The organism is Burkholderia sp. PR2 (assembly GCF_052372875.1).
In the GTDB taxonomy this organism is placed as follows: Bacteria; Pseudomonadota; Gammaproteobacteria; order Burkholderiales; family Burkholderiaceae; genus Burkholderia; species Burkholderia diffusa.
The window spans coordinates 1,549,384-1,576,347 of the sequence record NZ_JBQRWH010000001.1 but is presented as its reverse complement, the minus strand read 5'-3'; the positions used below and the strand labels follow the sequence as shown (position 1 = coordinate 1,576,347).

At 65.9% G+C, this 26,964-nt stretch carries 21 protein-coding genes; 13 read left to right on the top strand and 8 right to left on the bottom strand.

Translation table 11 applies throughout. From position 1 onward, the window contains the following. Window positions 1-8: 8 nt before the first annotated feature. The 4 genes from ACT2FV_RS06825 (at window position 9) to ACT2FV_RS06810 (ending at window position 4,364) form a co-directional block, all read left to right on the top strand. On the top strand, window positions 9-830 hold the full coding sequence (locus ACT2FV_RS06825) for an SPOR domain-containing protein (protein ID WP_174920228.1): 822 nt from the start codon (window positions 9-11) through the stop codon (window positions 828-830). A 6-nt stretch (window positions 831-836) separates the two neighbouring features. Then, complete coding sequence (locus ACT2FV_RS06820; protein WP_059524763.1) at window positions 837-1,331, top strand: CvpA family protein; 495 nt, start codon at window positions 837-839, stop codon at window positions 1,329-1,331. Window positions 1,332-1,382: 51 nt separating this feature from the next. Beyond that, a complete protein-coding gene (purF, locus tag ACT2FV_RS06815) occupies window positions 1,383-2,915 on the top strand; it encodes an amidophosphoribosyltransferase (protein WP_059599539.1) in 1,533 nt (510 codons plus the stop codon). 258 nt (window positions 2,916-3,173) lie between these two features. Beyond that, window positions 3,174-4,364 carry an O-succinylhomoserine sulfhydrylase gene (locus tag ACT2FV_RS06810; RefSeq protein ID WP_124628480.1) on the top strand — a complete coding sequence of 397 codons (1,191 nt, stop codon included), beginning with the start codon at window positions 3,174-3,176 and terminating at the stop codon, window positions 4,362-4,364. A gap of 97 nt (window positions 4,365-4,461) precedes the next feature. Here the strand turns inward: ACT2FV_RS06810 and ACT2FV_RS06805 are convergent, their stop codons facing one another. From ACT2FV_RS06805 to ACT2FV_RS06795, 3 genes are read right to left on the bottom strand one after another with little or no spacing between them, the layout of a single operon-like run. Continuing rightward, a complete protein-coding gene (locus tag ACT2FV_RS06805) occupies window positions 4,462-5,436 on the bottom strand; it encodes an NAD-dependent epimerase/dehydratase family protein (RefSeq protein ID WP_444503507.1) in 975 nt (324 codons plus the stop codon). Continuing rightward, window positions 5,423-6,469: a GDP-mannose 4,6-dehydratase gene (gene gmd / locus ACT2FV_RS06800; protein WP_059599537.1), complete on the bottom strand. Its 1,047-nt coding sequence runs from the start codon at window positions 6,467-6,469 to the stop codon at window positions 5,423-5,425. Before gmd ends, ACT2FV_RS06805 begins: the two co-directional genes overlap by 14 nt. A 35-nt stretch (window positions 6,470-6,504) precedes the next feature. Next, the gene (locus ACT2FV_RS06795; RefSeq protein WP_059679259.1) at window positions 6,505-7,569 is read right to left on the bottom strand and encodes an acyltransferase family protein; all 1,065 of its coding nucleotides are present in this window, start codon (window positions 7,567-7,569) and stop codon (window positions 6,505-6,507) included. A 185-nt stretch (window positions 7,570-7,754) separates the two neighbouring features. On the opposite strand from ACT2FV_RS06795, the gene ACT2FV_RS06790 reads away from it, so the two are divergent. The 4 genes from ACT2FV_RS06790 (at window position 7,755) to ACT2FV_RS06775 (ending at window position 14,226) form a co-directional block, all read left to right on the top strand. Then, complete coding sequence (locus ACT2FV_RS06790) at window positions 7,755-7,958, top strand: hypothetical protein (protein WP_170296470.1); 204 nt, start codon at window positions 7,755-7,757, stop codon at window positions 7,956-7,958. 103 nt (window positions 7,959-8,061) lie between these two features. Next, window positions 8,062-10,254 (top strand): hypothetical protein, encoded by a 2,193-nt coding sequence (locus ACT2FV_RS06785; RefSeq protein WP_444503905.1) that lies wholly within the window; start codon window positions 8,062-8,064, stop codon window positions 10,252-10,254. A gap of 43 nt (window positions 10,255-10,297) precedes the next feature. Continuing rightward, window positions 10,298-11,764 carry a flippase gene (locus tag ACT2FV_RS06780; RefSeq protein WP_059599534.1) on the top strand — a complete coding sequence of 489 codons (1,467 nt, stop codon included), beginning with the start codon at window positions 10,298-10,300 and terminating at the stop codon, window positions 11,762-11,764. Further along, window positions 11,761-14,226 (top strand): glycosyltransferase family 4 protein, encoded by a 2,466-nt coding sequence (locus ACT2FV_RS06775; RefSeq protein ID WP_444503506.1) that lies wholly within the window; start codon window positions 11,761-11,763, stop codon window positions 14,224-14,226. The genes ACT2FV_RS06780 and ACT2FV_RS06775 overlap by 4 nt, the downstream gene beginning before the upstream one ends. A 415-nt stretch (window positions 14,227-14,641) precedes the next feature. Here the strand turns inward: ACT2FV_RS06775 and ACT2FV_RS06770 are convergent, their stop codons facing one another. Continuing rightward, window positions 14,642-15,817 (bottom strand): acyltransferase family protein, encoded by a 1,176-nt coding sequence (locus tag ACT2FV_RS06770; protein WP_444503505.1) that lies wholly within the window; start codon window positions 15,815-15,817, stop codon window positions 14,642-14,644. 213 nt (window positions 15,818-16,030) lie between these two features. Between ACT2FV_RS06770 and ACT2FV_RS06765 the strand changes: the two genes are divergently transcribed. Then, window positions 16,031-16,174 (top strand): hypothetical protein, encoded by a 144-nt coding sequence (locus ACT2FV_RS06765; RefSeq protein WP_006479318.1) that lies wholly within the window; start codon window positions 16,031-16,033, stop codon window positions 16,172-16,174. Between the two features lie 228 nt (window positions 16,175-16,402). Next, entirely contained in the window at window positions 16,403-17,290 is an 888-nt protein-coding gene (gene galU, locus ACT2FV_RS06760; RefSeq protein ID WP_034179975.1) for a UTP--glucose-1-phosphate uridylyltransferase GalU, read from the top strand. Between the two features lie 323 nt (window positions 17,291-17,613). On the opposite strand, the gene ACT2FV_RS06755 is transcribed toward galU, so the two are convergent. Next, window positions 17,614-18,732, bottom strand: a complete 1,119-nt coding sequence (locus ACT2FV_RS06755) for an acyltransferase family protein (RefSeq protein ID WP_226114890.1) — start codon at window positions 18,730-18,732, stop codon at window positions 17,614-17,616. 311 nt (window positions 18,733-19,043) lie between these two features. Here ACT2FV_RS06755 and ACT2FV_RS06750 point away from each other — a divergent pair, with 311 nt between their 5' ends. Together ACT2FV_RS06750 and ACT2FV_RS06745 are read left to right on the top strand one after the other, a co-directional pair. Then, entirely contained in the window at window positions 19,044-19,493 is a 450-nt protein-coding gene (locus tag ACT2FV_RS06750; RefSeq protein ID WP_011548077.1) for an HU family DNA-binding protein, read from the top strand. A gap of 174 nt (window positions 19,494-19,667) precedes the next feature. Then, window positions 19,668-19,994, top strand: coding sequence for an aminoglycoside adenylyltransferase domain-containing protein (locus ACT2FV_RS06745; protein WP_444503504.1), 327 nt, complete (start codon window positions 19,668-19,670; stop codon window positions 19,992-19,994). Window positions 19,995-20,298: 304 nt separating this feature from the next. On the opposite strand, the gene ACT2FV_RS06740 is transcribed toward ACT2FV_RS06745, so the two are convergent. The 3 genes from ACT2FV_RS06740 to ACT2FV_RS06730 form a co-directional block, all read right to left on the bottom strand. Next, a complete protein-coding gene (locus ACT2FV_RS06740) occupies window positions 20,299-20,772 on the bottom strand; it encodes a VOC family protein (RefSeq protein WP_444503503.1) in 474 nt (157 codons plus the stop codon). Between the two features lie 469 nt (window positions 20,773-21,241). Next, window positions 21,242-22,399 (bottom strand): porin, encoded by a 1,158-nt coding sequence (locus tag ACT2FV_RS06735; protein ID WP_151050440.1) that lies wholly within the window; start codon window positions 22,397-22,399, stop codon window positions 21,242-21,244. Between the two features lie 424 nt (window positions 22,400-22,823). Continuing rightward, window positions 22,824-23,744, bottom strand: a complete 921-nt coding sequence (locus ACT2FV_RS06730) for a YihY/virulence factor BrkB family protein (protein ID WP_124628458.1) — start codon at window positions 23,742-23,744, stop codon at window positions 22,824-22,826. 142 nt (window positions 23,745-23,886) lie between these two features. Here ACT2FV_RS06730 and fdnG point away from each other — a divergent pair, with 142 nt between their 5' ends. Then, window positions 23,887-26,958: a formate dehydrogenase-N subunit alpha gene (fdnG, locus tag ACT2FV_RS06725; RefSeq protein ID WP_444503502.1), complete on the top strand. Its 3,072-nt coding sequence runs from the start codon at window positions 23,887-23,889 to the stop codon at window positions 26,956-26,958. Window positions 26,959-26,964: the final 6 nt, after the last annotated feature.

Here is a 26,964-nt window from a genome sequence, read left to right as displayed (position 1 = left end):
AGCCATTCATGGGAATTTTCTCGTTCGGCAAGAAAGACGACGACGCGCCCCCGCGGCGCGGCGGTCGTACCGGGGCCTCCCGGAATGTGCGCACGGAGCGCACTGAACGCGTCGAGCGACGCACGCGCCGCACCGAGCGTCCGGAATCGGACGCACTGCTCCTCGATCCGACCCTTCCAGAAAAGCAACGCGCCCGCCGGCGTCTCGTCGGCGCGATCGCGCTCGTCGTCGCCGCGGTGATCGTGCTGCCGATGGTGCTCGATTCGCACCCGAAGCCGGTGACGGACGACATCGCGATCGACATCCCGAACCGGCCCGCGCATCAGGCGGTCGCGCCGCGCGACGACGACGCGTCCGACGTGCAGGCAGGTGTCGCGCATGACGAACCGCCGGCATCCGATGTCGTCGTGGCGGCCGTGCCCGCGCCGGCGGCCAAGGATGCGGCCAAGCCGGCCGCGAAGCCCGATACCACGGCCCCGGCGACCACGGCGAATGTGACGCCGCCGAAGCCCGCTGCGAAGCCGGCCACGGCCGCACCCGCGCCGAAGCCGGCGCCCGCGACGGTCGCGAACGCCGACGCCGCGGCCGACGGCGGCGACGCATCGTCGGCCGGTGCGCGCTTCGCGGTGCAGCTCGGTTCGTTCAAGGACGACACGACGGCCCGTTCGTGGGCCACCAAGTTGAAATCGGCGGGGGTGCCCGCATATGTCGAGCATCGCAAGCAGGCGGACGGCAGCACGGCTACACTGCTGCGTGCCGGCCCGTTCGCGGATCGCGCGGCGGCGTCCGCCGCGATTGCGAAGGTGCGCGAAGCCGGACTCACGCAGTAACGTGCGATGCTGACGGCTTTCGACTACGCTGTATTGGCGGTGATCGCGTTGTCCGCGCTGCGTGGCGCGTGGCGCGGTTTCGTCTCGGAGATTTTCGGGCTGATCGGCTGGATCGCGGCGATTGCGATCGCGGCCCGCTATGTCGGACTGGTGGTGCCATATATCCCGGCGAACTGGCCGGGCGGCGCGCTGACACAGTGGGTGCTGGCGTTCGCGCTGATCGTGATCGGCGTGGTGTTCGTCGCGGGTGTCGCGAACGCGCTGTTGTCGCGGATCGCGCAGGCGACGGGCCTCGGCGGAGTCGATCGCTCGCTGGGCATGATGTTCGGGCTCGTCCGCGGCTGCGTGCTGGTGGTGCTGCTGGTCGCGGCGGCCGGGCTGACCGAATTGCCCAAACAGGATTTCTGGCGCAATGCGCTATTGCGTCCTTTCGCCGAACAGGGCGTGCATGAGCTGAAGCAGCTCCTGCCCGACGGCATGGCCCAGTACGTACGCGTGTGACGACGCGGCCGGGCAGGACGGAACCGATTTTGTCATTCTGAAGGACATGCCATGTGCGGCATCGTAGGCGTTATCTCCCAATCCCCGGTCAATCAGCTGATCTATGACAGCCTGCTGCTGCTGCAGCATCGCGGTCAGGACGCAGCGGGCATCGCGACGGCGGACGGCAGCAATTTCCACATGTACAAGGCGAACGGCATGGTGCGCGACGTGTTCCGCACGCGCAACATGCGCAGCCTGCCCGGCACCTTCGGCATCGGCCAGGTCCGTTATCCGACGGCCGGCTCGGCGTCGAGCGAAGCCGAGGCGCAGCCGTTCTACGTGAACGCGCCGTTCGGGATCATCCTCGCGCACAACGGCAACCTGACGAACTGGGAACAGCTGAAGGACGAGATGTTCCGGATCGACCGCCGGCACATCAACACCAATTCCGACAGCGAAGTGCTGCTCAACGTGTTCGCGCACGAGCTGCAGCTGTCGACGACGGGCCTCGAACTCGATCCGGCCGCGGTGTTCAAGGCGGTCGCGGGCGTGCATCGCCGCCTGCAGGGCTCGTACGCGATCGTGTCGCTGATCGCCGGCTACGGCCTGCTCGCGTTCCGCGATCCGTTCGGCATTCGCCCGCTCTGCATCGGCAAGCTCGAGACCGAACACGGCACCGAGTGGATGGTGGCGTCTGAGTCGGTGGCGGTCGAAGGCATCGGGTTCGAATTCGTGCGCGACGTGCAGCCGGGCGAAGCGATCTTCATCGACAAGGCCGGCAACTTCCACAGCCAGCAGTGCGCGGAGAACCCGACGCTGAATCCGTGCATGTTCGAATACGTGTATCTCGCGCGTCCGGATTCGTGCCTCGACGGCGTGCCCGTCTACAACGTGCGCCTGCGCATGGGCGACTACCTCGCCGAGAAGATCAAGCGCGAGCTGCCGAACGTGCCGATCGACGTCGTGATGCCGATTCCCGATTCGTCGCGTCCGGCCGCGATGCAGGTCGCCGCGAAGCTCGGCGTCGAGTATCGCGAAGGCTTCTTCAAGAACCGCTACGTCGGCCGCACCTTCATCATGCCGGGCCAGGCCGTGCGCAAGAAGTCGGTGCGCCAGAAGCTCAATGCGATGAGCATCGAGTTCAAGGACAAGAACGTGCTGATCGTCGACGACTCGATCGTGCGCGGCACGACCTCGCACGAGATCGTGCAGATGGCGCGCGATGCGGGCGCGAAGTCGGTGATCTTCGCGTCGGCGGCACCGCCCGTGAAGTTCCCGAACGTGTACGGCATCGACATGCCGACGCGCGGCGAGCTGGTTGCCCACGGCCGCACCGACGAGGAAGTCGCGAAGATCATCGGCGCCGACCACCTGATCTACCAGGACGTCGACGACCTGCGCCGCGCGGTGCGCGACATCAACCCGAAGCTCGAGCAATTCGAGGCGTCGTGCTTCGACGGCAACTACATCACCGGCGCCGTGACGCCCGAGTACCTCGATGCGATCGAGCGCGCGCGTCTCGCACCGGCGTCGCAGGCTGATCGCGACACGGCCGGCGATGCCGCGCGTTCGCAGATGAACCTGCAACTGTCGGTCGAGTGATGCAGCCGCACGCTTCCGACGAAGCGTGATAGGATGTCGCCGTGCGTCGATTTGATTCAGCTTGCGGACGCGGGGCGACTTCCCAAAACAGCTAAAGCGAAGGCCGGCGGCAGCCGGCCCGAGTCGATCGCTGTCGTACCGCACCGAAGCCCGCTGATGCCGACGCATAGCGGGCTTTTTGTTTTGGCCTGATTTTGTGGCTGGGTTCGCGCCCGACGCATGACCTGCGGCGCGACCCTCGAATACGGAAAACGGAACATGGACGACTCCCTCAACTTCGACACGCTCGCCGTGCGCGCGGGCACGTTGCGCAGCAACTTCAACGAGCATTCGGAAGCGCTGTTCCTCACGTCGAGCTTCTGCTTCACGAGCGCGGCCGAGGCGGCCGAGCGCTTCGCGAATTCGGAAGACTATTTCACCTATTCGCGCTTCACGAACCCGACCGTCACCATGTTCCAGGATCGTCTCGCCGCGCTCGAAGGCGGCGAGGCCTGCATCGCGACGGCATCGGGCATGGCCGCGATCATGTCGGTCGTGATGTCCGCCCTGCAGGCGGGCGATCACCTCGTCAGCTCGCGCAGCCTGTTCGGCTCGACGCTCGGGATGTTCTCGCAGATCTTCAGCAAGTTCGGCATCACGACGACCTTCGTCGATCCGACCGACCTGAACGCATGGCAGGAAGCGGTACGGCCCGAGACGAAGATGTTCTTCCTCGAAACGCCGTCGAACCCGTTGACCGAACTCGCCGATATCGAGGCGATCGGCAAGATCGCGAAGGCCGCGAACGCGCTGTTCGTCGTCGACAACTGTTTCTGCAGCCCGGTGCTGCAGCAGCCGCTGAAACTCGGCGCGGACGTCGTGATGCACTCGGCGACGAAGTTCCTCGACGGGCAGGGCCGCGTGCTCGGCGGCGCGCTGGTCGGCTCGAAGGAATTCATCATGGGCAAGGTGTTCCCGTTCGTGCGCAGCGCGGGGCCGACGCTGTCGGCGTTCAACGCGTGGGTGCTGCTGAAGGGGATGGAAACGCTGTCGCTGCGCGTCGAGAAGCAGTCGGCGAACGCGCTGGAAATCGCGCGCTGGCTCGATTCGCACCCGGCCGTCGCGCGCGTGTTTTATCCCGGGCTCGAATCGCATCCGCAGCACGAACTCGCGAAGCGCCAGCAGAAGGCGGGCGGCGCGATCGTGTCGTTCGAGCTGAAGGGCGACACGCCGGAGCAGCAGCGCGCGAATGCGTGGCGCGTGATCGACAGCACGAAGCTGATCTCGATCACCGGCAACCTCGGTGACACGCGCACGACGATCACGCATCCGGCGACGACGACGCATGCCCGCATCACGCCGGAAGCGCGTGCGGCCGCGGGGATCACCGAAGGGCTGATCCGCCTCGCGGTCGGCCTGGAAAACGCGGGCGACCTGCGCAACGATCTCGCGCGCGGTCTCGCGGGCTGAGCGCGGCGGCAGGTTACAGGGCCGACATGACGACGGGCCGCTCGATCTGATCGAGCGGCCCGTCGTTTTTTGGCCGGCGCCGCGCGCGTTGACGCAATCAGCCGGCGTGCCCGGCCTGCGCGGGCCGAGGCACGTCACGCATCGCTTCCATCATCCAGCGCAGCGTGTCGTCGAGCGGCGTCACCGGAAGCTCGCCCACCGCGCGCCGCAGCTTGTCGCGCGACCCGCTCAGGCGCTTCACTTCGTTGTGCCGGACGAAACGTGGATCGATCGTCACGTCGATCACGTAGCCGGCGATCCGCGACAGCATCGCCAGCACTTCCTTCAGCGAATACGCGCGCTCCGAGCAGACGTTGAACGTCTCGCCGGCCGGCGCGGTTTCGAGCAGCTTCAGATAGGCGGTCGTCACGTCGCGCACGTCGGAGAAATCGCGGCTCACGTCGAGATTGCCGAGCGAGATGCGCGGCGCATTGCGCGCATAGTGCGACACGAGTTTCGGCAGCAGATACGCCTCGTCCTGGCCGACGCCGGTGTAGTTGAACGGCCGCGCGATCACGATTGGCAGGCGGTCGGCCCACAGCTTCGCCGCGTATTCCATCGCGAGCTTGCTGACCGCATAGTCGTTCGCGGGGGCGGGTGAGACGGTTTCGTCGAGCACGCCGGCCGTCGAATTGCCATAGATGTTCGCGCTGCTGGCGAGCAGCACCGCCGACGGACGGCGATCGAGACCCGCGAGCGCGGCCAGCAGGTTGCGCGTGCCGACGATGTTGACCGCGTAAGTCTGCGACGGCTCGTCCTGCGCGACGTGTGCGCGCGCAGCCAGATGCACGACCGCATCGGGTCGCGCATCGGTGGCCGCCGCGCGCATCGCCTGCGCGTCGAGCAGGTCGACCGGCAGCAGCGTGCAGTTCGCGAACGCCGGATCGTCCGGCCGCGCCGCGCCGGGCGCAACGGTGCCCCACACGTCGTAGCCGGCCGCCTCGAGCTGCTGCGCCATGTAGCGGCCGGTGAAGCCGGTCAGGCCCGTGACGAATGCGCGGCGCGACGAGCGTCCGGCATCAGTACGTGTCATGGTGACGATTCCGCGTCAGGTCCGCTTCCACCATCATCTGGCAAAGCTGCTCGAGCGTCGTTTCCGGCGCCCAGCCGAGCTTGGATTTGGCCTTGTCCGCGCAGCCGATCAGCAGGTCGACTTCGGCAGGGCGGTAGAACTTCGGATTCACTTCGACGAGCACGTCGCCGTTCGACGCGTCGAGGCCGCGTTCCTGTTCGCCCTTGCCGGTCCATTCGATCTGGTAGCCGGCCGCCGCGAACGCCATCTGCACGAAGTCGCGGACGGTCTCGGTGCGGTTGGTCGCGAGCACGTAGGTGTCGGGCTCGTCGACCTGCAGCATTCGCCACATCCCTTCGACGTATTCGAGCGCGAAGCCCCAGTCGCGCTTGGCGTCGAGGTTGCCGAGCTCGAGTTTGGTCGCCTTGCCGAGCTTGATCTTCGCGACGGTGTCGGTGATCTTGCGCGTGACGAACTCGCGGCCGCGCAGCGGCGATTCGTGGTTGAACAGGATGCCGCTGCAGCCGAACAGGTCGTAGGACTCGCGGTAGTTCACGGTCATCCAGTGCGCGTACAGCTTCGCGACGCCGTACGGGCTGCGCGGGTAGAACGCGGTCGTTTCCGTTTGCGGAATCGCCTGCACCTTGCCGAACATCTCGGACGTCGATGCCTGGTAGAAGCGCGTCTTCGGGCTGACCACGCGGATCGCCTCGAGCAGGTTCAGCGGGCCGATGCCGGTGACCTCGGCGGTCGTCGCCGGCTGATCGAACGACACGCCGACGAAGCTCTGCGCGGCCAGGTTGTACAGCTCGTCGGGCTGCGTGCGTTCGAGCAGCCGCAGGCTCGAGCCGGCATCCGTCAGGTCGTGCTCGACGAGCGACAGGTTCGGGTGCGTATCGACGCCGAGCTCGGCGATACGCCAGAAGTTCACCGAGCTGGTGCGGCGGTAGGTGCCCGTGACTTCGTAGCCCTTGTCGAGCAGCAGCTTGGTCAGGTAGGCGCCGTCCTGTCCGGTGATCCCCGTGATGATGGCCTTCTTGCGAGTTTGGCTCATGGCAATGTCCTGGTCGAATCGATGGATTGAGAAAGTCAGGCTGTCGTGCGCGCGGCGGCGGGCACCGTGGCGCGTGCGGGGCCGCGCGTCAGGCGCCGCTCGAAGCCGTACCAGCTCACGGTGGCGTACGCGAGCGTGATGGCGAGGGCGAGCGCGGCCGTGACGAAGCGGTTCAGGTGCAACGGCCACAGCGCGTACAGCACGCTCAGGTGAATCAGGTAGACGGTGTAGCTGACGGTGCCGACGTACACGAGCAGCGGGTTCGTCAGCACGCGCTGCACGAGGCCGCGTCCGCGCAGCGCGATCACGACGATCGACGTGCACAGCAGCAGCGAGATGCTGTAAAGCGCGGCGTTCGACAGCGGCGTGTTCGCCGCGCGGAAACGCGGGAACGACAGGTGCAGCCAGCCGAGGATCGCGAGCGACACGAGCGCGCCGACGATCGCGAGCGGATAGAACGGCTCCAGCGCGCGCCGGTCGCGGCGCAGCACGATCGCGAGCAGCGCACCCGCGGCGAGCAGGTCCATGCGGAACGGCGTCAGGTAGTAAATCGGCCAGAACGAATCGAACCACGGCGTCGCGATCGCGCGCAGCACGGGCGCCGCGACGATCAGCGCGGCGGCGATCCACAGCAGCGCTCGCTCCGAACACCACAGCACGACGAACGGCCAGAAGATGTAGAACTGCTCCTCGACGGCGAGCGACCACAGCACGTTCAGGCTGTCGTGACCGATGCTGCCGAGCGACAGTCCGATGTTGGTCGAGAAGAACGCGAACCACGGCCAGTGCGGCAGCCAGCTCGCGCCGAACAGCAGCGTCGACACGATCAGCAGCAGCACGTACGGCGGCAGGATCCGGCGCACTCGGCGCGCGTAGAAGTGGCTGAAGTACGACTGTCCGCGCGCCTTGCGATCGAGCAGGATGCCGGTGATCAGCAGGCCGCTCAGCACGAAGAACAGGTCGACGCCCATCCATAGCGGCGCCTTCAGCGCGTGCTGGAGGAACACGGCGCCGACGGCGATCGCGCGCAGCCCGTCGAGCTGCACGATGCGGCCGTGTTGCGGCGGGGCGAGGTCGGTGGTGCGCGAAATGCCCGTCATCGCGCCGCTCCTTCGCGACGCGCGGCCGATGCCGCGGCGCGCCGCGCATCCGATGCGTGAACGTAATGCATGCGTTTAAATGAAATATTGAATCGAAATCGATTCTAGGGAAAAGAAATCGGCAAAAAAACGCATGTCATTTATCCGGCTGAAAACATTCGAATGCCGGTTGTTTCAATCGCGACATGAAAGGTTTGCAGGCTACGCGCCCCGGCGCGCGGGCCGGAGCGGCATTTTCTACGGATCGCCGCGTGAAAGGCGGTCGATATTTCCGCTTTGCCGGGCCAATTTCTCGTTGTTCCGGCTCGATATTTCAGCTCGAAACATCCCCAAATATTTCCAAATTTCTTGTGATTATTTTTGCTTGTAACCTGCATCGCGACGTTTGAAACCTATTTAGCGACAGGGCATCAGGCCAGGCAGCATGCCGCGGCGCCAGTCGCTTCCGTATCGAGTCTGGAGAGCGCATTGCGACGTCTGATTCTGGTTGGCATGACGGTATGCGCGGCGCTGTCCGCGAGCGCCGCACCGGCCGAAACCGTGTTGCCCGCGACCACGTCGTGGATCGGCAACACGTTCGGCTATGGCGACGGCAGCTGGACGCAGATCGACATTCGCGCGATCGCGGTGACACCCGACGGCAAGGTGTATACGAACGCGCCGTGGGACGAGAGCGGCGCCGAGGCGAGCGTCTACCAGGACGGGAAGATGCTCGGCTTCGCCGGCGGCACGCACGGCTGGGGCAACCTCGGCGGCAACGCGGTCGCGGTGAACGGCAAGTATGCGTACGTCGCGATCGGCGTGGGCAACGAGCGCGGCCATCTGCAGTCGCCCGGCATCTGGCCGGACAAGGGCAAGCAGTGGTTCGGCATTTCGCGCCGCACGATCGGCGACATGAAGCAGCCGGCGCCGTTCCGCGCGGCGCCGCAGGTCGCGCCGGGCGGGCGTGCCGATGCCGGTCGCGCGCGGATGGCCGCCAGCTTCATGATGGTCAACGAGGTGCCGGCCCCGGCCCGGTCGGAAGTGGGCGAGGCGAAGGCGGAAGTCGGCGGCCTCGCGGCCGACGACAAGACGCTGTTCGCGACGAATCCGTCGCACGACGCGGTGGACGTGTACGACGCCGAGACGATGCAGAAGAAGGCCACGTGGAGTGCGCACGAGCCGGGCCGCATCGCGCTCGCCGGCGACGGCACGCTGTGGCTGCTCACCGATACGATCGGCGGGCCCGCGCATCTCGTGCACGTGCGCGCGGACGGCCGCAAGCTCGATGACGCGCCGCCGCTGCCGGAAGGTACCGATGCGGTGGACGTGGCGGTCGACGCGAAAGGGCGCGTGCTAGTCGCGGACAACGGGCCGCGCCAGCAGATCCTGATTTTCTCGAAAGGCGGCAAGGGCTATGCGCCGTCGGGCACGCTCGGCGAGCGCGGCGGAATCTTCGCGGGCCCGGTGCCTGGCCGTCCGGGGCCGCAGCGCTTCAACGGGCTGACGGGCGTGGGCGTCGATCGCGCCGGCAACATCTATGTGTCGATGAACGGGATCGGGCCGCGCCACGACACGATCGGCGCGGGGCTCGGCGCGGTGCTGGAAAGCTACACGCCGGACGGCAAGCTCCGCTGGCAGGTGCAGGGGCTGCTGTTCGTCGACGGCGCGTGGCTCGACCCCGCGCGGCCGAACAGCATGTATACGGGCAACAAGCGCTTCGAGCTCGACCTGTCGAAGCCGCCGGGCCAGGACTGGAAATATGTCGGATTCCTGTCGAACCGCTTCAAGTATCCGGACGACCCCGTGTTCCACACGGACCAGTATCCGGGCATGCCGATGGCGCGGCGCGTCGACGGCCGCACGTTCCTGTACCTGACCGACATGTACGCCGATCACCTGAAGATCTACCGCTTCGATGCGAAGCGCGACGGCGAGGTGGCGATTCCGTCGGGCCTGATCGCGGGCCGCGCGCGGCCGGTCGACAAGGTGCCGAACAAGCCGCCGGGTGGCGACTGGATCTGGCGCGACGCGAACGGCAACGGCCGGCTCGACGAGGACGAGTTCACGACCAACACGACGGGCAAGGCGAAGGCGGGCGGCTGGGGCTGGTGGGTCGACACGAAGGGCGACATCTGGCGCACGAGCGACGTGCGCGGCATATACCGCTTCAGTTACGGCGGCATCGACAAGGCCGGCAACCCGATCTACTCGTACGACAAGGTCACGACCTATCCGATGCCGCAGCCGTTCACGCAGCTGCGCCGCGCGATCTACGAGCCGCAGACGGACACGCTGTACGTGACGGGCTACACGGCCGACGCGCCGCCGCAGCCGGGCATCAACAAGGAAGTCGGCCGCGTGCTGGTGCGCTTCGACAAGTGGTCGACCGGCTCGCCGGTGGTGCGCTACACGGTCGCGCTGCCGTGGCAGCTCGACGCGAAGCCGATCCTCGACCTGATCGGCATCACGGTCGAGGGCCGCTACATCTTCACGGTGGAGCCGGTCGGCAAGATCCACGTGTACGACAAGGAAACCGGCAAGGAAGTCGGCGTGATGAGCCCGGGCGCGGAGGTCGGCAAGGCGTCGGGCTGGGTCGACGTGCCGTTCGGCATCAGCGCGTTCCGGCGCGAGAACGGCGAATACCTGGTGTTCGTCGAGGAAGACGCGCGCGGCAAGGTGCTGATGTATCGCTGGAAACCGTGACGGGCGGCGCGCCGTCGTCGTTGGCGTCACACAAGGCAGAAGCATGGACAAAGGCATACTCAAGAACGTTTCGATCAACTTCATCGGGCTGATCCTGCCGACCTTCGTGTCGCTGGTGACGGTGCCCGCGTATATCCACGCACTGGGCGTCGAACGCTACGGCGTCGTCAGCCTCGTGTGGACGCTGATCGGTTATTTCGGGATCCTCGATCTCGGGATGAGCATGGCCGCGCAGAACCACATCTCGAAGGCGCTCGCGAGCGGCAACGCGGACGAAAGCGCGCGGGTCTTCTGGAGCGCGTTCTGGCTGAACCTGGGCACCGGTATCGTTGGCGGCCTGCTGATCTATTTCGGCGCGTTCGTCTACACCGCGTATTTCACGAAGGTGTCGGCGGCGATGCAGCACGAGGTGTATCTCGCGTTGCCGTGGCTCGCGCTCGCGATTCCGCTCGCGAACGTGTCGTGGGTGTTCGCCGGCGCGATCAACGGTGCCGAACGGTTCGGCGTGTTCAACACGAACCAGACGATCGGCACGTTCCTGTTCCAGTTGCTGCCGCTCGGCGCCGCATGGTGGATCGCGCCGAACCTGCAGACGGTGCTGGCCGCGGCCGTCGTCGCGCGGCTGATCGCGGCGGTGATGCTCGGTCACGCAAGCATCAAGGTGCTCGGGATCCGGCGCATCGATCCGCCGCAGTGGGGCACCGCGAAAGGGCTGTTCAACTTCGGCGGCTGGATGCTGATCGCGAGCACGACGAGCATGATCGCCGACACGCTCGATCGCGTGATGCTCGGCGCCGGCATGGGCGCGAAGTTCGTCACCTATTACACGGTCCCGCAGAACCTCGTCACGCGGCTGAACATGCTGCCGAACGCGCTGGTGCGCACGTTGTTTCCGCGCCTGTCGGCGGTCGGCCGCGAGCATGCCGACGCGCTCGCGCGCCAGTCGCTCGAATTCCTGAATGGCGTGTTCACGCCGGTCGGCATCATCGCGATCTTCGCGCTCGCGCCGTTCCTCACGTTGTGGGTCGGCGCCGATCTCGCCGCGCATTCGGCGCCCGTCGGGCGCGTGCTGGTGATCAGCGTATGGCTCGTCGGCCAGGCGAGCGTCACGCGGATCCTGATCCAGTCGCAGGTCAATCCGGCACGGGCGGCGTTCGCCGGGCTCGTCGAGATGCCGTTCTTCGTCGGCGGCCTGTGGTTCGGCATTCATCACTTCGGGCTGATCGGCGCGGCGGTGGTCGTCGCGACCCGCGCGCTGGTCGATTACGGTGTGCTGCTTTACCTGTCGGCGATCCGGATGCGCGCGATCGTGCTCGACATGCTCGCGCATCTCGCCTTCCTGCTCGCGAGCCTGTTTCTCGCGCAAGCGTGGTCGGGGCTCGGTGAGTCGATCGGCCTCTGCGCGGTCGTGCTGGTGCTGAACCTTGCGTGGTCGTTCACGATGACGCCGGCCCTGCGCGCGCTGGTGCGCGACCTGTTCGTCCGTCTCAATGCGAGGAAAACCGTATGAATCGCGATCTGGCGGAACACGCCATCCTGAACCTCGCCACGGCCGGTGCCGCCGTGGCCGAAGCGGGCGACACCGCCGCGCTGCGCCGGGCCGAACCGGCCGCACCGGCGGGCGCACGCGATGCGTCGCGCCCGCTGCGCGTGGCGATCGTCCACGACTGGCTCGTCACGTACGCCGGCGCCGAGCGCGTGCTCGAACAGATCGTCGCGTGCTTTCCCGACGCGGACCTGTTCAGCCTCGTCGATTTTCTCGACGATCGCGCATTCGTGCGCGGCAAGCGGGTGACGACCTCGTTCATCCAGAAACTGCCGTTCGCGCGCACCAAGTACCGCAGCTACCTGCCGCTCATGCCGCTCGCGATCGAGCAGCTCGACGTGTCGGACTACGATCTCGTGATCTCCAGCAGCCATGCGGTCGCGAAAGGCGTGCTGACCGGGCCGGACCAGATGCACATCAGCTACGTGCATTCGCCGATCCGCTACGCGTGGGACTTGCAGCACCAGTATCTGGAACAGTCGAACCTCACGCACGGGCCGAAGTCGCTGCTCGCGCGGATGATCCTGCATTACATCCGCAACTGGGACACGCGCACCGCGAATGCGGTGGACGGCTTCGTCGCGAACTCCGCCTTCATCGCGCGACGCATCCGCAAGGTGTATCACCGCGACGCGGCGGTGATCTTCCCGCCGGTCGACGTCGACGGCTTCTCGCTGAACGAGGCAAAGGACGATTTCTACCTGACCGCGTCGCGGATGGTGCCGTACAAGAAGATCGACCTGATCGTCGAAGCGTTCTCGCGCACGCCGGAGCGCAAGCTCGTGGTGATCGGCGACGGCCCCGAGATGCAGAAGATCCGCGCGAAGGCCGGCCCGAACGTCGAGATCATGGGCTATCAGCCGTTCGCGGTGCTGCACGACCGGATGCGGCGCGCGAAGGCGTTCGTGTTCGCCGCCGAGGAGGATTTCGGGATCTCGGTGGTCGAGGCGCAGGCATGCGGCACCCCCGTGATCGCATACGGCAAGGGCGGTGCGCTCGAGACGGTGCTCGAACCGTGCTCGCACGCGAATCCGACCGGGCTGTTCTTCGACGAACAGACGCCGCACGCGATCGTCGCGGCGGTCGACGATTTCGAACGCGCGCCGCAGCGCTTCACGCCGCACGCGTGCCGCGCGAATGCGGAGCGCTTCTCCGCCGACACGTTCCGGCGGCGCTTTCTCGATTACGTGGAGGCGGCGCTGCCAGGCTCGACCGCGCAGCGCGGCACGGCCGTCGCGCTGATGCCGCCCGCGCGCGGCCCGGCGACGCTCGTGCTGGACCAGAGCGGTGTGCTCGGCGGCGCGGAGCTGTCGCTGCTGGAGATCATGAAGCACATGCGCGCGAACGCCGACGTGGTGCTGTTCGACGACGGCCCGTTCCGCGCGGCGCTCGACGAGATCGGCGCGCGCGTCGACGTGCTCGACCAGGGCGCGCTCGCCGGGGTACGCAAGGAGGGCGGCGTGTCGGCCGGCGCGTTGAAGCAGCTTTTCGCGCTCGTGCGGGACGTCGCACGGCGCGCACGCCGGGCCGAGGTGATCTACGCGAACACGCAGCGCGCGATGGTGGTCGCGGCGCTGGCCGGGCGGCTCGCGCGCAAGCCGGTGGTCTGGCACCTGCGCGACATCGTCAGCGGCGACCATTTCGGCAGCAAGCAGCTGATGGCGATCAAGTACTGCGCGCGGTTCGGCGTCACGCGCGTGATCGCGAACTCCGACGCGTCCGCGCAGGCATTCCGTGCGCTGACGGGCTTCACGCCGCAGCACGTCGACGTCGTGTTCAACGGCATTTCGGCCGAACCGTTCGACGCGCTGGACGCGACCAGCCAGGCCGCGCTGCGCGCGCGCTTCGGGTTGCCGGAGCACGCATGGCTGGTCGGCTCGTTCAGCCGCCTCGCGCACTGGAAGGGGCAGCACCTGCTGCTGGAGGCCGCGGCTCGTCATCCCGAGATGCACGTGGTGCTGGTCGGCGCACCGCTGTTCGGCGAGGACGAATATGCGGCGCAGCTGCACGAGATCGTCGCGCGTCACGGGATGGACGATCGCGTGCACTTCCTCGGCTTCCAGCGCGACGTGGCCGCGTGCATGAAGGCGGTCGACGTGGTCGCGCATACGTCGATCACGCCGGAGCCGTTCGGGCGCGTGATCGTCGAGGGCATGCTTGCACGGCGGCCGGTGGTCGCGGCCCGCGCGGGCGGAGTCGTCGAGATCATCGAGGACGGCGAAAACGGGCTGCTGTGCGAGCCGGGCAATGCGGCCGCGCTGGCCGATGCGCTGGGCAGGCTGCGGCACGACGCCGCGCTGCGCGAGCGGCTCGTCGCGAGCGGGCGGGCGACCGCGGTGCGCCGGTTCGGCACCGAGACCTATGTGGAGCGGGTCGAGAAGATCCTCGCGGATACGGCGAAGGCCGCGAAGGCCAAGAAGCGGTAGGTGCGGTGCGGCGGCGCGAATCGACGCCATGCGCCGGGAAACGGGCCCTCATGCGGCGGTGTGCTGCATGAGGGTTCCGCTTTTTGGGCGGGCGGGAGCCTGATACGCGTCAGGCGCGGGTTGCCGGAGGCGAGCTGGTGATGCGTTCGCGCACGGGGCCTTGCGGGAACCCTCGCCGTCTGGATCGGCATTGCTTCACGGAACGCCGTGAGGCCATGCAGTGAGGCCGGCGAGGGGGCGGGCGATGCGACGGTAGTGCAGCCGCCCGGGCGGCGTGTGACGCCGCATGTGCACTTCGGTGCGTCATACCAGCCGCACCTGCCGCGCAAATGCATCCCGCGCGCGTCACGCCCATGAAAATGCCCCCGCACGACTCGAGGCCGCGCGGGGGCAGGGAGCGCCGGTAATGGCGCGCTCAGACAGCCCGTTCGGGTGCCGGTGCCACGACGCGGGCCGCGCGCGTCGGCTTCAGGCTGGCCGACCACATCATCGCAGGGCGTTCGAACAGCCGGTAGAACACGTAGGCGACCGGAATCGCGGCGGCCATGAACGCGATCGACGGCCAGATCGACAGTTGCAGTTCGGAGTGGAACAGCACCGAGCCGAGGCAGACGAACAGCGGCAGATGGATCAGGTACAGCGAGTAGCTGAAGTCGCCGAACCAGCCGAGGACGCGCAAGAGCGGCGTCGGGCGCGGCGGGCAGGCGAGCGCGCGGTACAGGAAGCACGCGAAGCCGGCAGCCCACAGCTGGAACGCGCCGTACTGGCCGAAATGGAACGCGCCGCAGCCCGCGGCCAGCAGCGCGGCCGCCGCGAGATACCAGGCGCGCGACGGCACGGCGGCCGTGCCGCGCGCCGGCTGCGCGCGCACGTCGGCGATCCACGCGCCGACCGTCCAGGACAGCCAGTACGACGTGAAGAGCTGCAGGTCGTGCCGTTCGAGCAGCCACGCCGACGCGACGTTGACGAGCGCGACGGCCGCCACGATGGCCGGCATGCCGATCCGGCGGCGCAGCGCGAACAGCAGCGGGTAGATCGCATAGAACTGCACTTCGAGCGACAGCGTCCAGAGCGCGCCGTTCGACCCGTACGTGTAGCCGGCGACGCCCTGCAGCGAGAACAGGTTCACGAGGAACGCGGTGAGGCCGACGTCGCGGATCTTGTGGCTGACCGGCGCGATCTGCAGGCTGACCGCGTCCATCGCGAGCGTGAACAGCAGCGCGGCGAGCAGCACCGGGTAGATGCGCGCGAAGCGGCGCGCCCAGAAGTTCGGTGCGTCGAGCCGGTACGCCGGGTTGGCCGCGAGCTTGAGCGCCGCGTTGCGATGGATGCAGTAGCCGCTGATCACGAAGAAGATCGGCACGCCGGCGGAGCCCCACGCGAACGGGAAGGTCAGGTAGCCGGCGATCACGCTCGGGTTCAGCGCATGACCGTAAGCGTGATGGAAGCTCTGCATGCCGACCCAGACGACCTGGCGGCAGTGGAAATAGGCGACGAGCAGCGCCGCGAACCCGCGCATCGCGTCGATCACGTGTTCCTTGTGGTCGGCGACGGGTGGCGCGGTCAAAGACGATCCGCTGAAAGCTTGCATGCGATTCGATTCCTTGCGACGGATGAAGGGGATGGTCCAATCGTAATGCGCAAGAATTCGATCGAATGAATAAAAAAATCTCGCCGGGAAATAATGATGTTTCAGATGGTGGTTTTATTCCGGTCTGAAAGCGGTTCCGTCGCCGCCACAATTATTTGCCGATTTTTTTCTGATAGTTTGAAGCTCCAGTTGATTGATGCAAGGAGCGGCAAGATGGACATGCATTGGATCGCGAGCGCGGCAGTACTGCTGGTCATGGCCGTGCTGTCGGCGTACCGCGAGGCGCTGAAGAACGAGCCGATTCGCCCGGGCCTCGAGCGGGGCGGCGTCCCGTATATCGAGGAATTCGAATCGTAAGAATTTGTATCCGGAAAATCGGTAATTTGTTTATGTTTCGGCACTGGGTTCGGCAATATCGACCGGGTGCGCGGATTATCCATTTTCCGGAAACATGGGCAATAGGTCCATATCGAAAATGAGCGGAGTGGAATTGGCCGTGCCGCCGGTTCTCGATATGCCGTTCGAAAAACAATCGCGCCGGGTCGTCCAGTGACGCGGCGCAGTCAACGCAACCAGGATGCGAACATGTTGAAAGTCACCAAGGCCGTGTTCCCCGTCGCCGGTCTCGGCACGCGGTTCCTCCCGGCAACGAAGGCGAGCCCGAAGGAGATGCTGCCCGTCGTCGACAAGCCGCTGATCCAGTACGCGGTCGAGGAAGCGATCAACGCCGGTATCACCGAGATGATCTTCGTGACCGGGCGCAGCAAGCGCGCGATCGAGGATCACTTCGACAAGTCGTACGAGATCGAGGCTGAACTCGAGGCGCGCGGCAAGGAAAAGCTGCTCGAACTCGTGCGCGGCATCAAGCCGAGCCATGTGAACTGCTTCTACGTGCGCCAACCGGAAGCGCTCGGTCTCGGCCACGCGGTGCTGTGCGCGGAAAAGCTCGTGCACGGCGAGCCGTTCGCGGTGATTCTCGCCGACGACCTGCTGCACGGCGAACAGCCGGTGCTCAAGCAGCTCGTCGACGTGTTCGACCACTATCACAGCTCGGTGATCGGGGTCGAGACGATCCCGCGCGAGGACAGCCGCTCGTACGGTGTCGTCGAAGGCCGCGAGTGGGAAGAGGACATCATCAAGCTGTCGGGCATCATCGAGAAGCCGGCGCCGGAAGACGCGCCGTCGAACCTCGGCGTGGTCGGCCGCTACGTGTTCATGCCGACGATCTTCGATCACCTGCGCAAGCTCAAGCCGGGCGCCGGCGGCGAGTTGCAGCTGACCGACGCGGTCCAGACGCTGCTCGCGAACGAACAGGTGCTCGCGTATCGCTACTACGGCACGCGTTTCGATTGCGGCAGCAAGATCGGCTACCTCAAGGCGACCGTCGAACTCGCGCTCCAGCATCCGGAAGTGAGCCGCGAATTCGAGGCGTACCTGCGTACCTGTCTGCCCGCGCTGGCTGCTGTCGCATAAGCAGCCGCGCTGCTCCGTTGTTTCAGGTGGTGGTTGTTCCGTTGGCCCCGGCTGCCTCGTGCGTCGGGGCTTTTTTGCGTGTGGACGAAGCGCGGGCGTGCGGCGGCGGGTGAGCGGCGATGCTGATTTCGGGCGGATTCCAGCGGGTGCGTGCGCGACGATTCTGGTATGCCGCCAGACGGTGACGTCGGCTCGAGCGCGTTGCATGGTGCGCCGGATGCGGGACATCGCGGCGATGAAACCGGTGCCGACGCGCCGGTCGCTTGCGGCCTGACGAGCGACGGTTGCTTCCCGGCTGCGTGGCGTCCGAGCCGGTATCGCGCTCAGCGCGGCGACGTGCTCGGCCGCGCGACGAAGTACCGGTCCAGCATCGCGGCGATCGGCTTCTTGAAGTCGAGCAGGCGCTTTTCCAGATAGCGCCACGACAGATGGGCAAGCAGCACGGCGAGCGCGAACTGCAGCAGTTCGGGCAGCACGTCCCGGACGATTGCGGGCATCGGCACGTGCGCGAACAGCGCGGGCATCTCCCCGAAACGTGCCGGAATCAGGTTGTGGAACAGATAGAAGCCGTAGCTGATCGTGCCGAGATAGACGAGCGGTGCCCAGTCGAGCAGTGCCACGGCCGGATGGTCGGGTTCGGTGACGATCCACAGCATCAGCGCGCCGAGTGACGCGGACAGGCCGAGATCCGCGAGCCCCGTGACGACGTCCGGCAGCATCGTGAACGCGGGCAGTGCGAGGAAGAACACGACGCCGGCGGCGCCGAGCCAGCCTGGCGGAATGCGGCGGACGACGTCCTGGCCGCGATCGGCGAGCGCCATCGCACCGACGCCACCCAGCGCGATCAGCGCGAAATTCCACGGGGAAAACGCGTAGATCAGCACCGGCGATGCGTCGAGGGCGTAGAGCGCGAGATGCGCGAACGCGCAGAGCGCGACGGCCGCGACGCCGAGCACGACGTGGCGTGCGGCCGGCACCGCGAGCAGCGTGAGCGGCGCAATCAGATAGAACTGCTGCTCAACCGCGAGGCTCCAGAAGTGCGACGTGGAGCCCGGCCAGCCGTCCTTGACGGCACCGATCCAGTAATTCGACAGGAACGTGGCGTGCCACGCGAGCCCGAGATCGACGCCGCGCTGGTAGAACAGCGCGTGCGCGATCGCGAGCGCGGCGAGCAGCAGGTAGTAGACGGGAAAGATCCGCAGCGCGCGCTTCGCGAGAAACAGCGCCAGCGCATGGCGGCGCGTCATCGCGCCGCACTCGATCGCCTGACGATTGCGATGCAGTTCGCCGACGATCAGGAATCCGCTGATGAAGAAGAACGTCCACACACCGAGCTTGCCCACGTCGACAGCGAGGACGTGGCCCTTGTGGGACAGGAAAACGAGGATGACGGCGATGGCTCGCAGGCCGTCGAGTCCTTTGACGTATCTGACTTCGCGCATGAAGGCATCCGGGGCACTGAGCGAAGTCAGTATAGGTGCGCAAATATCGAACGTAATTCGCGATCGGACGCGTTTGGACGTATACGTGAAGGCGTTTTTCGATGCCAGGGTCTGTTTGCGCATGCGCGTTCCAGGCGTAAACAGACGCTGGCGTGCCGTCGAAGTCGGTCGCGCGCAACAAAACCTGCGGGAAACCCCGCGAAAACGCATAAAAGTACTCCACGAAGCGTCAAGGCGCTTGTAGAATCCGGCGTTGAAGCGCGCGCGTTGCACGCTTCGTGTATCCAACGACCACACCTGGTAGGAGAAACATGGCGACTTCCGCAAAAAAGGTGGCCAAGAAGGCTGCCGCACCGGCCACCAAGAAAGTGGCTGCCAAAAAGGCTGCGCCCGCGAAGAAAGTAGTGGCCAAGAAGGCTGTCGCGAAGGCAGCACCGGCTGCTCCGACGCCGCTGAAGGACAAGTTCACGAAGGCATCGCTCGCAACGCACATCGCTGAGCGCGCAGCTGTCGAAGTGAAGGCGGTCAAGGCAGTGCTCGTCGCACTCGAGAACGTCGTGCTGGGCTCGGTTCACAAGAAGGGCGCAGGCGAGTTCACGCTGCCGGGTCTGCTGAAGATCACGGCGCAAGTCGTGCCGGCGAAGAAGAAGCGCTTCGGCAAGGATCCGTTCACGGGCGAAGAGCGCTGGTTCCCGGCAAAGCCGGCCAGCGTGCGCGTGAAGGCACGTGCGCTGAAGAAGCTGAAGGACGCGGCTGCGTAATGCCGCGTAACGGTCGCCGAATGCGGCGGCCGTTGCGATGTCCGACGGTCCCCGTACGCGAAAGCGTGCGGGGATTTTTATTGCGCCGCGCAAATCGCGCGGCCGCGTCGGCATCGCATGGCGCGGATACGGCATGACGTGATGCGCATCCGGTGTTGCGGGCCGCTTGCACGGATGGCCGGATCGTCGTGTTCGTGCTGGCGCGCGGCCGTGCATCGCCACGCGTTGCGCGTGTGTCGCGCGGGTATCGTCGAGCCGGCGTGCGTCGATCACGATCTGGCGATTCTGTTGACCAAGGTGCGGCAGCACGACGTTGCGCTGCGCGGGCCGCGCGCGGCCGCATGGTTCGACGCGGTGCCCGCAGGCGACTTCACGGTTGCGCAGTGGGATGCCGAGGCGGACTGGCGCGGCGACGAATGCAACGTCGTGCTCGCGCTCGCACGCATCCGGTACAGCGCCGCAACCGACGGCATCGCGCCGAAGGATGTCGCCGCGACGTGAGCGCCGGCGCGCCTGCCCGACACGTACCGGCGTGTCCTGTCGGCCGCGCGTACCGTCTATCTGCGCGGCGGCGGTGAGGGTGCCGACACGCTGTTGTCGGGCGAACCGGTCGCCGCATTCGTGCGTTCCGTGCGACGGATCGTCGAAGCCATGTTGTCGGCGTAGCAGCGCGCGAACGGCCGCAGCCCGCGGTTGCATCGCGGCGCGAGGCAACCGCGTCGACGACCGCGATCACGCGCGTATCGCACGCGTTCCACAGGCGTGCCGATGCCCGCGCGAAGGAGGCCGCAGCGCCCGCGCTTCGTCAGCCCGCCGTGCCGGCGTAGGCAGCCTTCAGCGTGGCGACGTCGAACTTCGTCATCTGCATCATGGTCGCGGCCACGCGCGCCGCCTTGGCCTCGTCGCGGTCGGCCATCATCGGGATCAGCGCGTCGGGCACGATCTGCCATGAGACGCCGAAGCGGTCACGCAGCCAGCCGCAACCGTCGGCCGTGCCGCCGTTGTCGAGCAGCGCGCTCCAGTAGCGGTCGAGTTCCGTCTGGTCGGCGCAACTGACCATCAGCGAGATCGCGTGGTTGAACGTCTCGGTGCGCGGGTGGCTCATCGCGATGAACGGCTGGCCGAACAGCTCGAATTCGACCATCCGGGTGCCGCTGGTGCCGGCTACCGCCGTGACGCGCACGACGCGCGAGTTCGGGAAAATGCCGGCGTAGAAGGCCGCGGCTTCTTCGGCTTCCGTCGCGTACCAGAGGAACGGCGTGATCTTCTGAATCGTCATGGAGCGTCTCCTGTCGGATGTCGATGAGGGACGGCGCAATCCGCGTGCCGCCATCGATACGACGGGCGAAGGCCGTCGAAATCGACACGTCGAAGCATAGTGCTTCGCGTCACGGTATCGAAATCGGCAGGGCGCACGGACACGCGTCCGTTGCGATGACGGATCCCGTTGTCAGGCGTCAAGAGGGATGTGGCGTGGCCCGTGCGGCGGTGTGCGCCTGACCGGCCGTATGCAGATCTCGGACAGCAAGGGGTGTCCGGATGCGTTGGACAGGCTTCCAGCGCGCGACAGGCGGCTCAGGAACCGCTCCCGGCCGGTTGCCGTACCCAGAGTGCCGACCGCGGCCATCGCCCGCCACGGCGCCGCCGGCAACGGACGAAAAAAAACCAGCCATGGCCGAAGCCGGTGACTGGTTTTGCAGTTCGGCGACATGGCGTCGGAGACGCCATGCACACCGGAAACGTACTTCTTAGAACTTGTGGCGCAGGCCGAGTGCAACGATTTCCTGCGACTTCGTGCCGGCGATGCCATACGAACCGACCGAAGCTTGTGCCGGCGACGTCGTGCCGTCGGCGTTGAGCTGCGTGCCGCTTGCGTGCTGGTATGCGCCAACCAGGTAGATGTCCGTGCGCTTCGACAGCGAGTAATCCGCGCCCAGCGAAACCTGATGGTACTTGGCGTCCGTGTTGCCGCTCGCCTTCGTGTACGAGTAGCCGACACCCAGCAGCACCGGCGGCGTGACCTGATACGTCACGAACGCGCGGCCCGTGTTGTACTTCTCGGTCGAACCGAAGCCCGACGATGCGTCCGGCTTGTACTGTGCGTTGCTGTAGCCGAGGCCGAGCGTCACCGGGCCGATGGCGTACTGGCCGGCGACTTGCGCGATGCCGATCGACTTCGCCGAGACGTAGCCCTGGTTGATCGGGCCGTCGACGATGTTGTCCGACGTCGTCGACGTCCAGTCGGTGCGCGCGCCGGCGGTCGGCGTCGGGTTGTTTGCGTAGAAGTAACCAGCAGCAACGCCGATCGGGCCATTGTTGTAGGCGGCTGCGACCGACCAGGTTTGGCCTGAGCCCGTCTTGCCTGCAACACCGCCGAGGGCGTACATGCCTTCGACCTGCAACCCGGCGAACACCGGCGACGTGTACTTGATCGCGTTGCTGACGCGCAGGCTGTTGTCGTTGTTGTCGACGTCGCCCGGCGTTGCGAAGACGCTGCCGAAATAGTTGTCAGCCGTGACGCCCTGAACCAGGTCGACGATCGGGTCGTACTGGCGACCCAGCGTCAGCGTACCGTACTGGTTGCTTTCCAGACCGACGTAAGCTTGGCGACCGAACATGCGCTTACCCTGACCCAGCGCACCCGATGCAGAGTTGAAGCCGTTTTCCAACTGGAAGATCGCCTTCAGGCCGCCGCCGAGGTCTTCTGCACCCTTCAGGCCGAAGCGGCTGCCTTGCAGGTTGCCGCTGCCCATCGACCACGAGTTGTTGGCTTGGCCGTCGTTACCGTGAACATACGTGATCGACGTATCGATCACACCATACAGCGTGACGCTCGATTGAGCGTGAGCAGCGCCAGCGGCGCCCAGCAGGGCGAGCGAGAGGGTCGAGAGTGCGAGTTTCTTCATCGTTGAGTATCTCCACGCAAATGAATCGTCATTCGTTATTTGTTGCGGATTGGAGAATAGCTCAGTGCCATACATGCAAGAAAGCTTAAAAAATAAAGTGTCTCGAAAAGGTAACAGCGGGAAAAAGTCCATATATATCAAGCACATCAAGGACTGTTCCTCTTTTTGAAATAGTTGACAATTGCTGCGCTGCGATTGTTGCAGCGGGTGATGCGCCCGGCAGGAGAAGGGCAAGTTTCGCGGGTTCGCGCACGGAAATCGAGGCATGCAAACGTTTGCCTTCGCAGCGCGCATCGCCTGCCTATGTAAAGAGCGCATCAACGTGCAGAAATGCGCGGCGGGGCCGGGTGGTTGCGCAAAGGGCGGCGGTCGCGTAGGGCGGCGATACGATGCGCGCGGTGCGCGGGAAGCAATACGTGGGGATTCAGTCGCCGCTTGCGCGATCCGTCTGTGCGGACACGGCCGCATCGCTGCCGCCGCGCCGATGCGCATCGCCGCGCGCGGCCGCGAATTCCGCGCCGAGCAGCAGCACGGCCGCGGAGAAGTACAGCCACATCAGCAGGACCGCGAACGATCCGGCCGCGCCGAATGCGCTTGCCGTGCCCGCACGCGCGAGATACAGCGCGAACAGCTTCTTGCCGCCCGAGAACAGGATCGCGGACACGATCCCGCCGGTCATCGCGTCGCGCCATGCGACGCGCGCATCGGGCAGGAACTTCATCAGCGCGGCGAACGCGCCCGCGAGCACCGCGATGCCGACGAAGAACTGCAGCAGGTTGGTGATCGCGACGTACGGCGAATCGCCGAGCAGCCACGTGCCGATGAACGTGATCGCGGTGTCGAGCACCAGCGACACGATCAGCAGGAACGCGACGCCGAGCACGAGCCCGAACGAAACCAGCCGCACGCGCACGAGCCCGAGCATGCTCGACCAGCGGCTTTCCGTGCTCGGCCAGATCACGCTCAGCGCGGTGTTCAGTGACGCGAACGTCGCCGACGCGCCGATCGCGAGCGCGGCGAACGAGATCAGCGTCGCGATTCCGCCGCGCTGGCCCGCGCGATGGGCGTTCTGCACGATCGTCTGGATGCTGGCCGCCGCGTCGTCGCCGATCAACTGATGCGCCTGCTCGAATACCTGGCCGCGTGCGGCGTCGTCGCCGTAGAACCAGCCGGCCACGGCGATCACCATCACGAGCGTCGGCGCGAGCGAAAACGCGGAGAAGAACGCGATGCTCGCGGCCATCGCCGAGCAGCGGTCGGACGAGAAGCGCTTGAACGCGTTGAGTGCCCAGTTGGCCTGTTGTTGTGCGAGACGGGTGGCTTCGGACGTAATCTGTCGTTTCATGACGGTTCGGTTGGGCGTTTAACGCAAGGACATCGGCGGGATCCGACACATCGGTATTGATCCGAGGATTCGATCATAGTTGCCTGAACTGTCTATAATTCCTTTCAGTTTCACCCCACCCCACAAAAACGCCGAGACCATCATGCTACAAATGTCCAGGCGCCAGTTCCTGAAGGTGACGGCCACGTCGCTTGCCGGATCGAGTCTTGCCCTGATGGGCTTTTCTCCGACGGAAGCGCTCGCCGAGGTCCGACAGTACAAGCTGGCGCGCACAGTCGAAACGCGCAACACCTGCCCGTATTGCTCGGTGGGTTGCGGCATCCTGATGTACAGCCTCGGTGACGGCGCGAAGAATGCACAGCCGAGCATCATCCATATCGAAGGCGATCCCGACCATCCCGTCAATCGCGGCACGCTGTGCCCGAAGGGCGCGAGCCTGATCGACTTCATCCATAGCCCGAGCCGCCTGACGCATCCCGAATACCGGGCGCCCGGCTCGGACAAGTGGGAGCCGATCTCGTGGAACGACGCGCTCGACCGGATCGCGAAGCTGATGAAAGCTGACCGCGACGCGAACTTCGTCGAGACGACCGAAGACGGCGCGAAGGTCAACCGCTGGCTGACGACCGGCATGCTGGCCGCGTCGGCGGGCAGCAACGAAGTCGGTTACCTGACCCACAAGACCATCCGCAGTCTGGGGATGCTCGCATTCGACAATCAGGCGCGTGTCTGACATGGCCCGACGGTGGCAGGTCTTGCCCCGACGTTTGGCCGTGGAGCGATGACGAACCATTGGGTCGACATCAAGAACGCGGACGTGATTCTCGTGATGGGCGGCAATGCAGCCGAGGCTCATCCGTGCGGTTTCAAGTGGGTAACGGAGGCGAAGGCGCACCGCAAGGCGCGGCTGATCGTCGTCGACCCGCGCTTCACGCGTACGGCCTCGGTGGCCGACTACTACGCGCCGATCCGCACCGGCACCGACATCGTCTTCCTGGGCGGCGTGATCAACTATCTGCTGACGAACGACAAGATCCAGCATGAGTACGTGAAGAACTACACGGACTTCTCGTTCATCGTGCGCGAGGACTTCGCGTTCAACGACGGCATCTATTCCGGCTACGACGCGGAGAAACACGCGTACCCGGACAAATCGACCTGGGACTACGAACGCGGCGACGACGGCTTCGTGAAGGTCGACCCGACGCTGCAGCATCCGCGCTGCGTGTACAACCTGTTGAAGCAGCACTACGCGCGCTATACGCCGGACATGGTCCAGCAGACGTGCGGCACGCCGAAGGAGAAATTCCTGAAGGTGTGCGAAATGCTCGCGACGACGGCCGTTCCCGGCCGCGCCGGCACGGTGCTGTACGCGCTCGGCTGGACCCACCATTCGATCGGCTCGCAGATCATCCGCACCGGCGCGATGGTGCAGCTGCTGCTCGGCAACATCGGCATCGCCGGCGGCGGCATGAACGCGCTGCGCGGCCACTCGAACATCCAGGGGTTGACCGACCTCGGGCTGATGTCGAACCTGCTGCCGGGCTACATGACGCTGCCGATGCAGGCCGAGCAGGATTTCGACGGCTACATCAAGAAGCGCGTGCAACTGCCGCTGCGGCCGAACCAGCTCAGCTACTGGAAGAACTACAAGGCTTTCCACGTCAGCTTCATGAAGTCGTGGTGGGGCGATGCGGCGACAGCCGAGAACAACTGGGCCTACGACTACCTGCCGAAGCTGGACAAGCAGTACGACCTGCTGCAGGCGATCGAGCTGATGAATGCCGGCAAGATGAACGGCTACATCTGCCAGGGCTTCAACCCGCTCGCGGCGGCGCCGTCGAAGGTGAAGACGGCAGCAGGCCTCGCGAAGCTGAAATGGCTCGTGATCATGGATCCGCTCGCGACCGAGACCTCCGAGTTCTGGAAGCATCACGGCGACTACAACGACGTCGATGCGTCGAAGATCCAGACCGAGGTGTTCCGTCTGCCGACCACGTGCTTCGCGGAGGAAAACGGCTCGCTCGTCAGTTCGAGCCGCGTGCTGCAATGGCACTGGAAGGGCGCGGAGCCGCCGGGCGAGGCGAGGAGCGACCTCGAGATCATGGCGGGGCTGTTCCTGCGCATGCGCAAGATGTACCAGACGGACGGCGGCAAGTATCCGGACCCGATCGTGAACCTGACCTGGCCGTATGCGAACCCGGAAAGCCCGACGCCCGAAGAGCTCGCGATGGAGTTCAACGGGAAGGCGCTCGCCGATCTGCCCGACCCGAAGGATCCGACCAAGACGCTCGTGAAGAAGGGCGAGCAGCTCGCCGCGTTCGCGCAGCTGAAGGACGACGGCACGACCGCGAGCGGCTGCTGGATCTTCTGCGGTGCCTGGACGCAGGCCGGCAACCAGATGGGGCGGCGCGACAACTCGGACCCGACCGGCATCGGCCAGACGCTGAACTGGGCGTGGGCGTGGCCGGCCAACCGGCGGATCCTGTACAACCGCGCGTCGTGTGACGTCGCCGGCAAGCCGTTCGACCCGACCCGCAAGCTGATCGGCTGGAACGGCAGTGCGTGGAAGGGGGCCGACGTGCCGGACTTCAAGGCGGACGAGCCGCCCGAAAACGGGATGGGTCCGTTCATCATGAACCCGGAAGGCGTCGCGCGCTTCTTCGCCCGCGCAGGGATGAACGAAGGTCCTTTCCCCGAGCACTACGAGCCGTTCGAGACGCCGCTCGCGGCGAATCCGCTGCACCCTGACAACCCGCAGGCGCTGAACAACCCGGCTGCCCGCGTGTTCCCGGACGACCGCGCGTCGTTCGGCAAGGTGTCGGAGTTCCCGCACGTCGCGACGACTTACCGGCTGACCGAGCATTTCCACTACTGGACCAAGCATGCGCGGCTGAATGCGATCATCCAGCCCGAGCAATTCGTCGAGATCGGCGAAGATCTCGCGAAGGAAGTCGGCGTCGCGCACGGCGATCGCGTGAAGGTTTCGTCGAAGCGCGGCTACATCGTCGCGGTCGCGCTCGTCACGAAGCGGATCAAGCCGCTGACGATCGAGGGCAAGAAGGTCCAGACGGTCGGCATCCCGTTGCACTGGGGCTTCAAGGGGCTGACGAAGCCTGGCTATCTCGCCAATACCCTGACTCCGTCCGTAGGCGACGGCAACTCGTACACACCGGAATTCAAGTCGTTCCTGGTGAAGGTCGAAAAGGCGTAAGGGGGA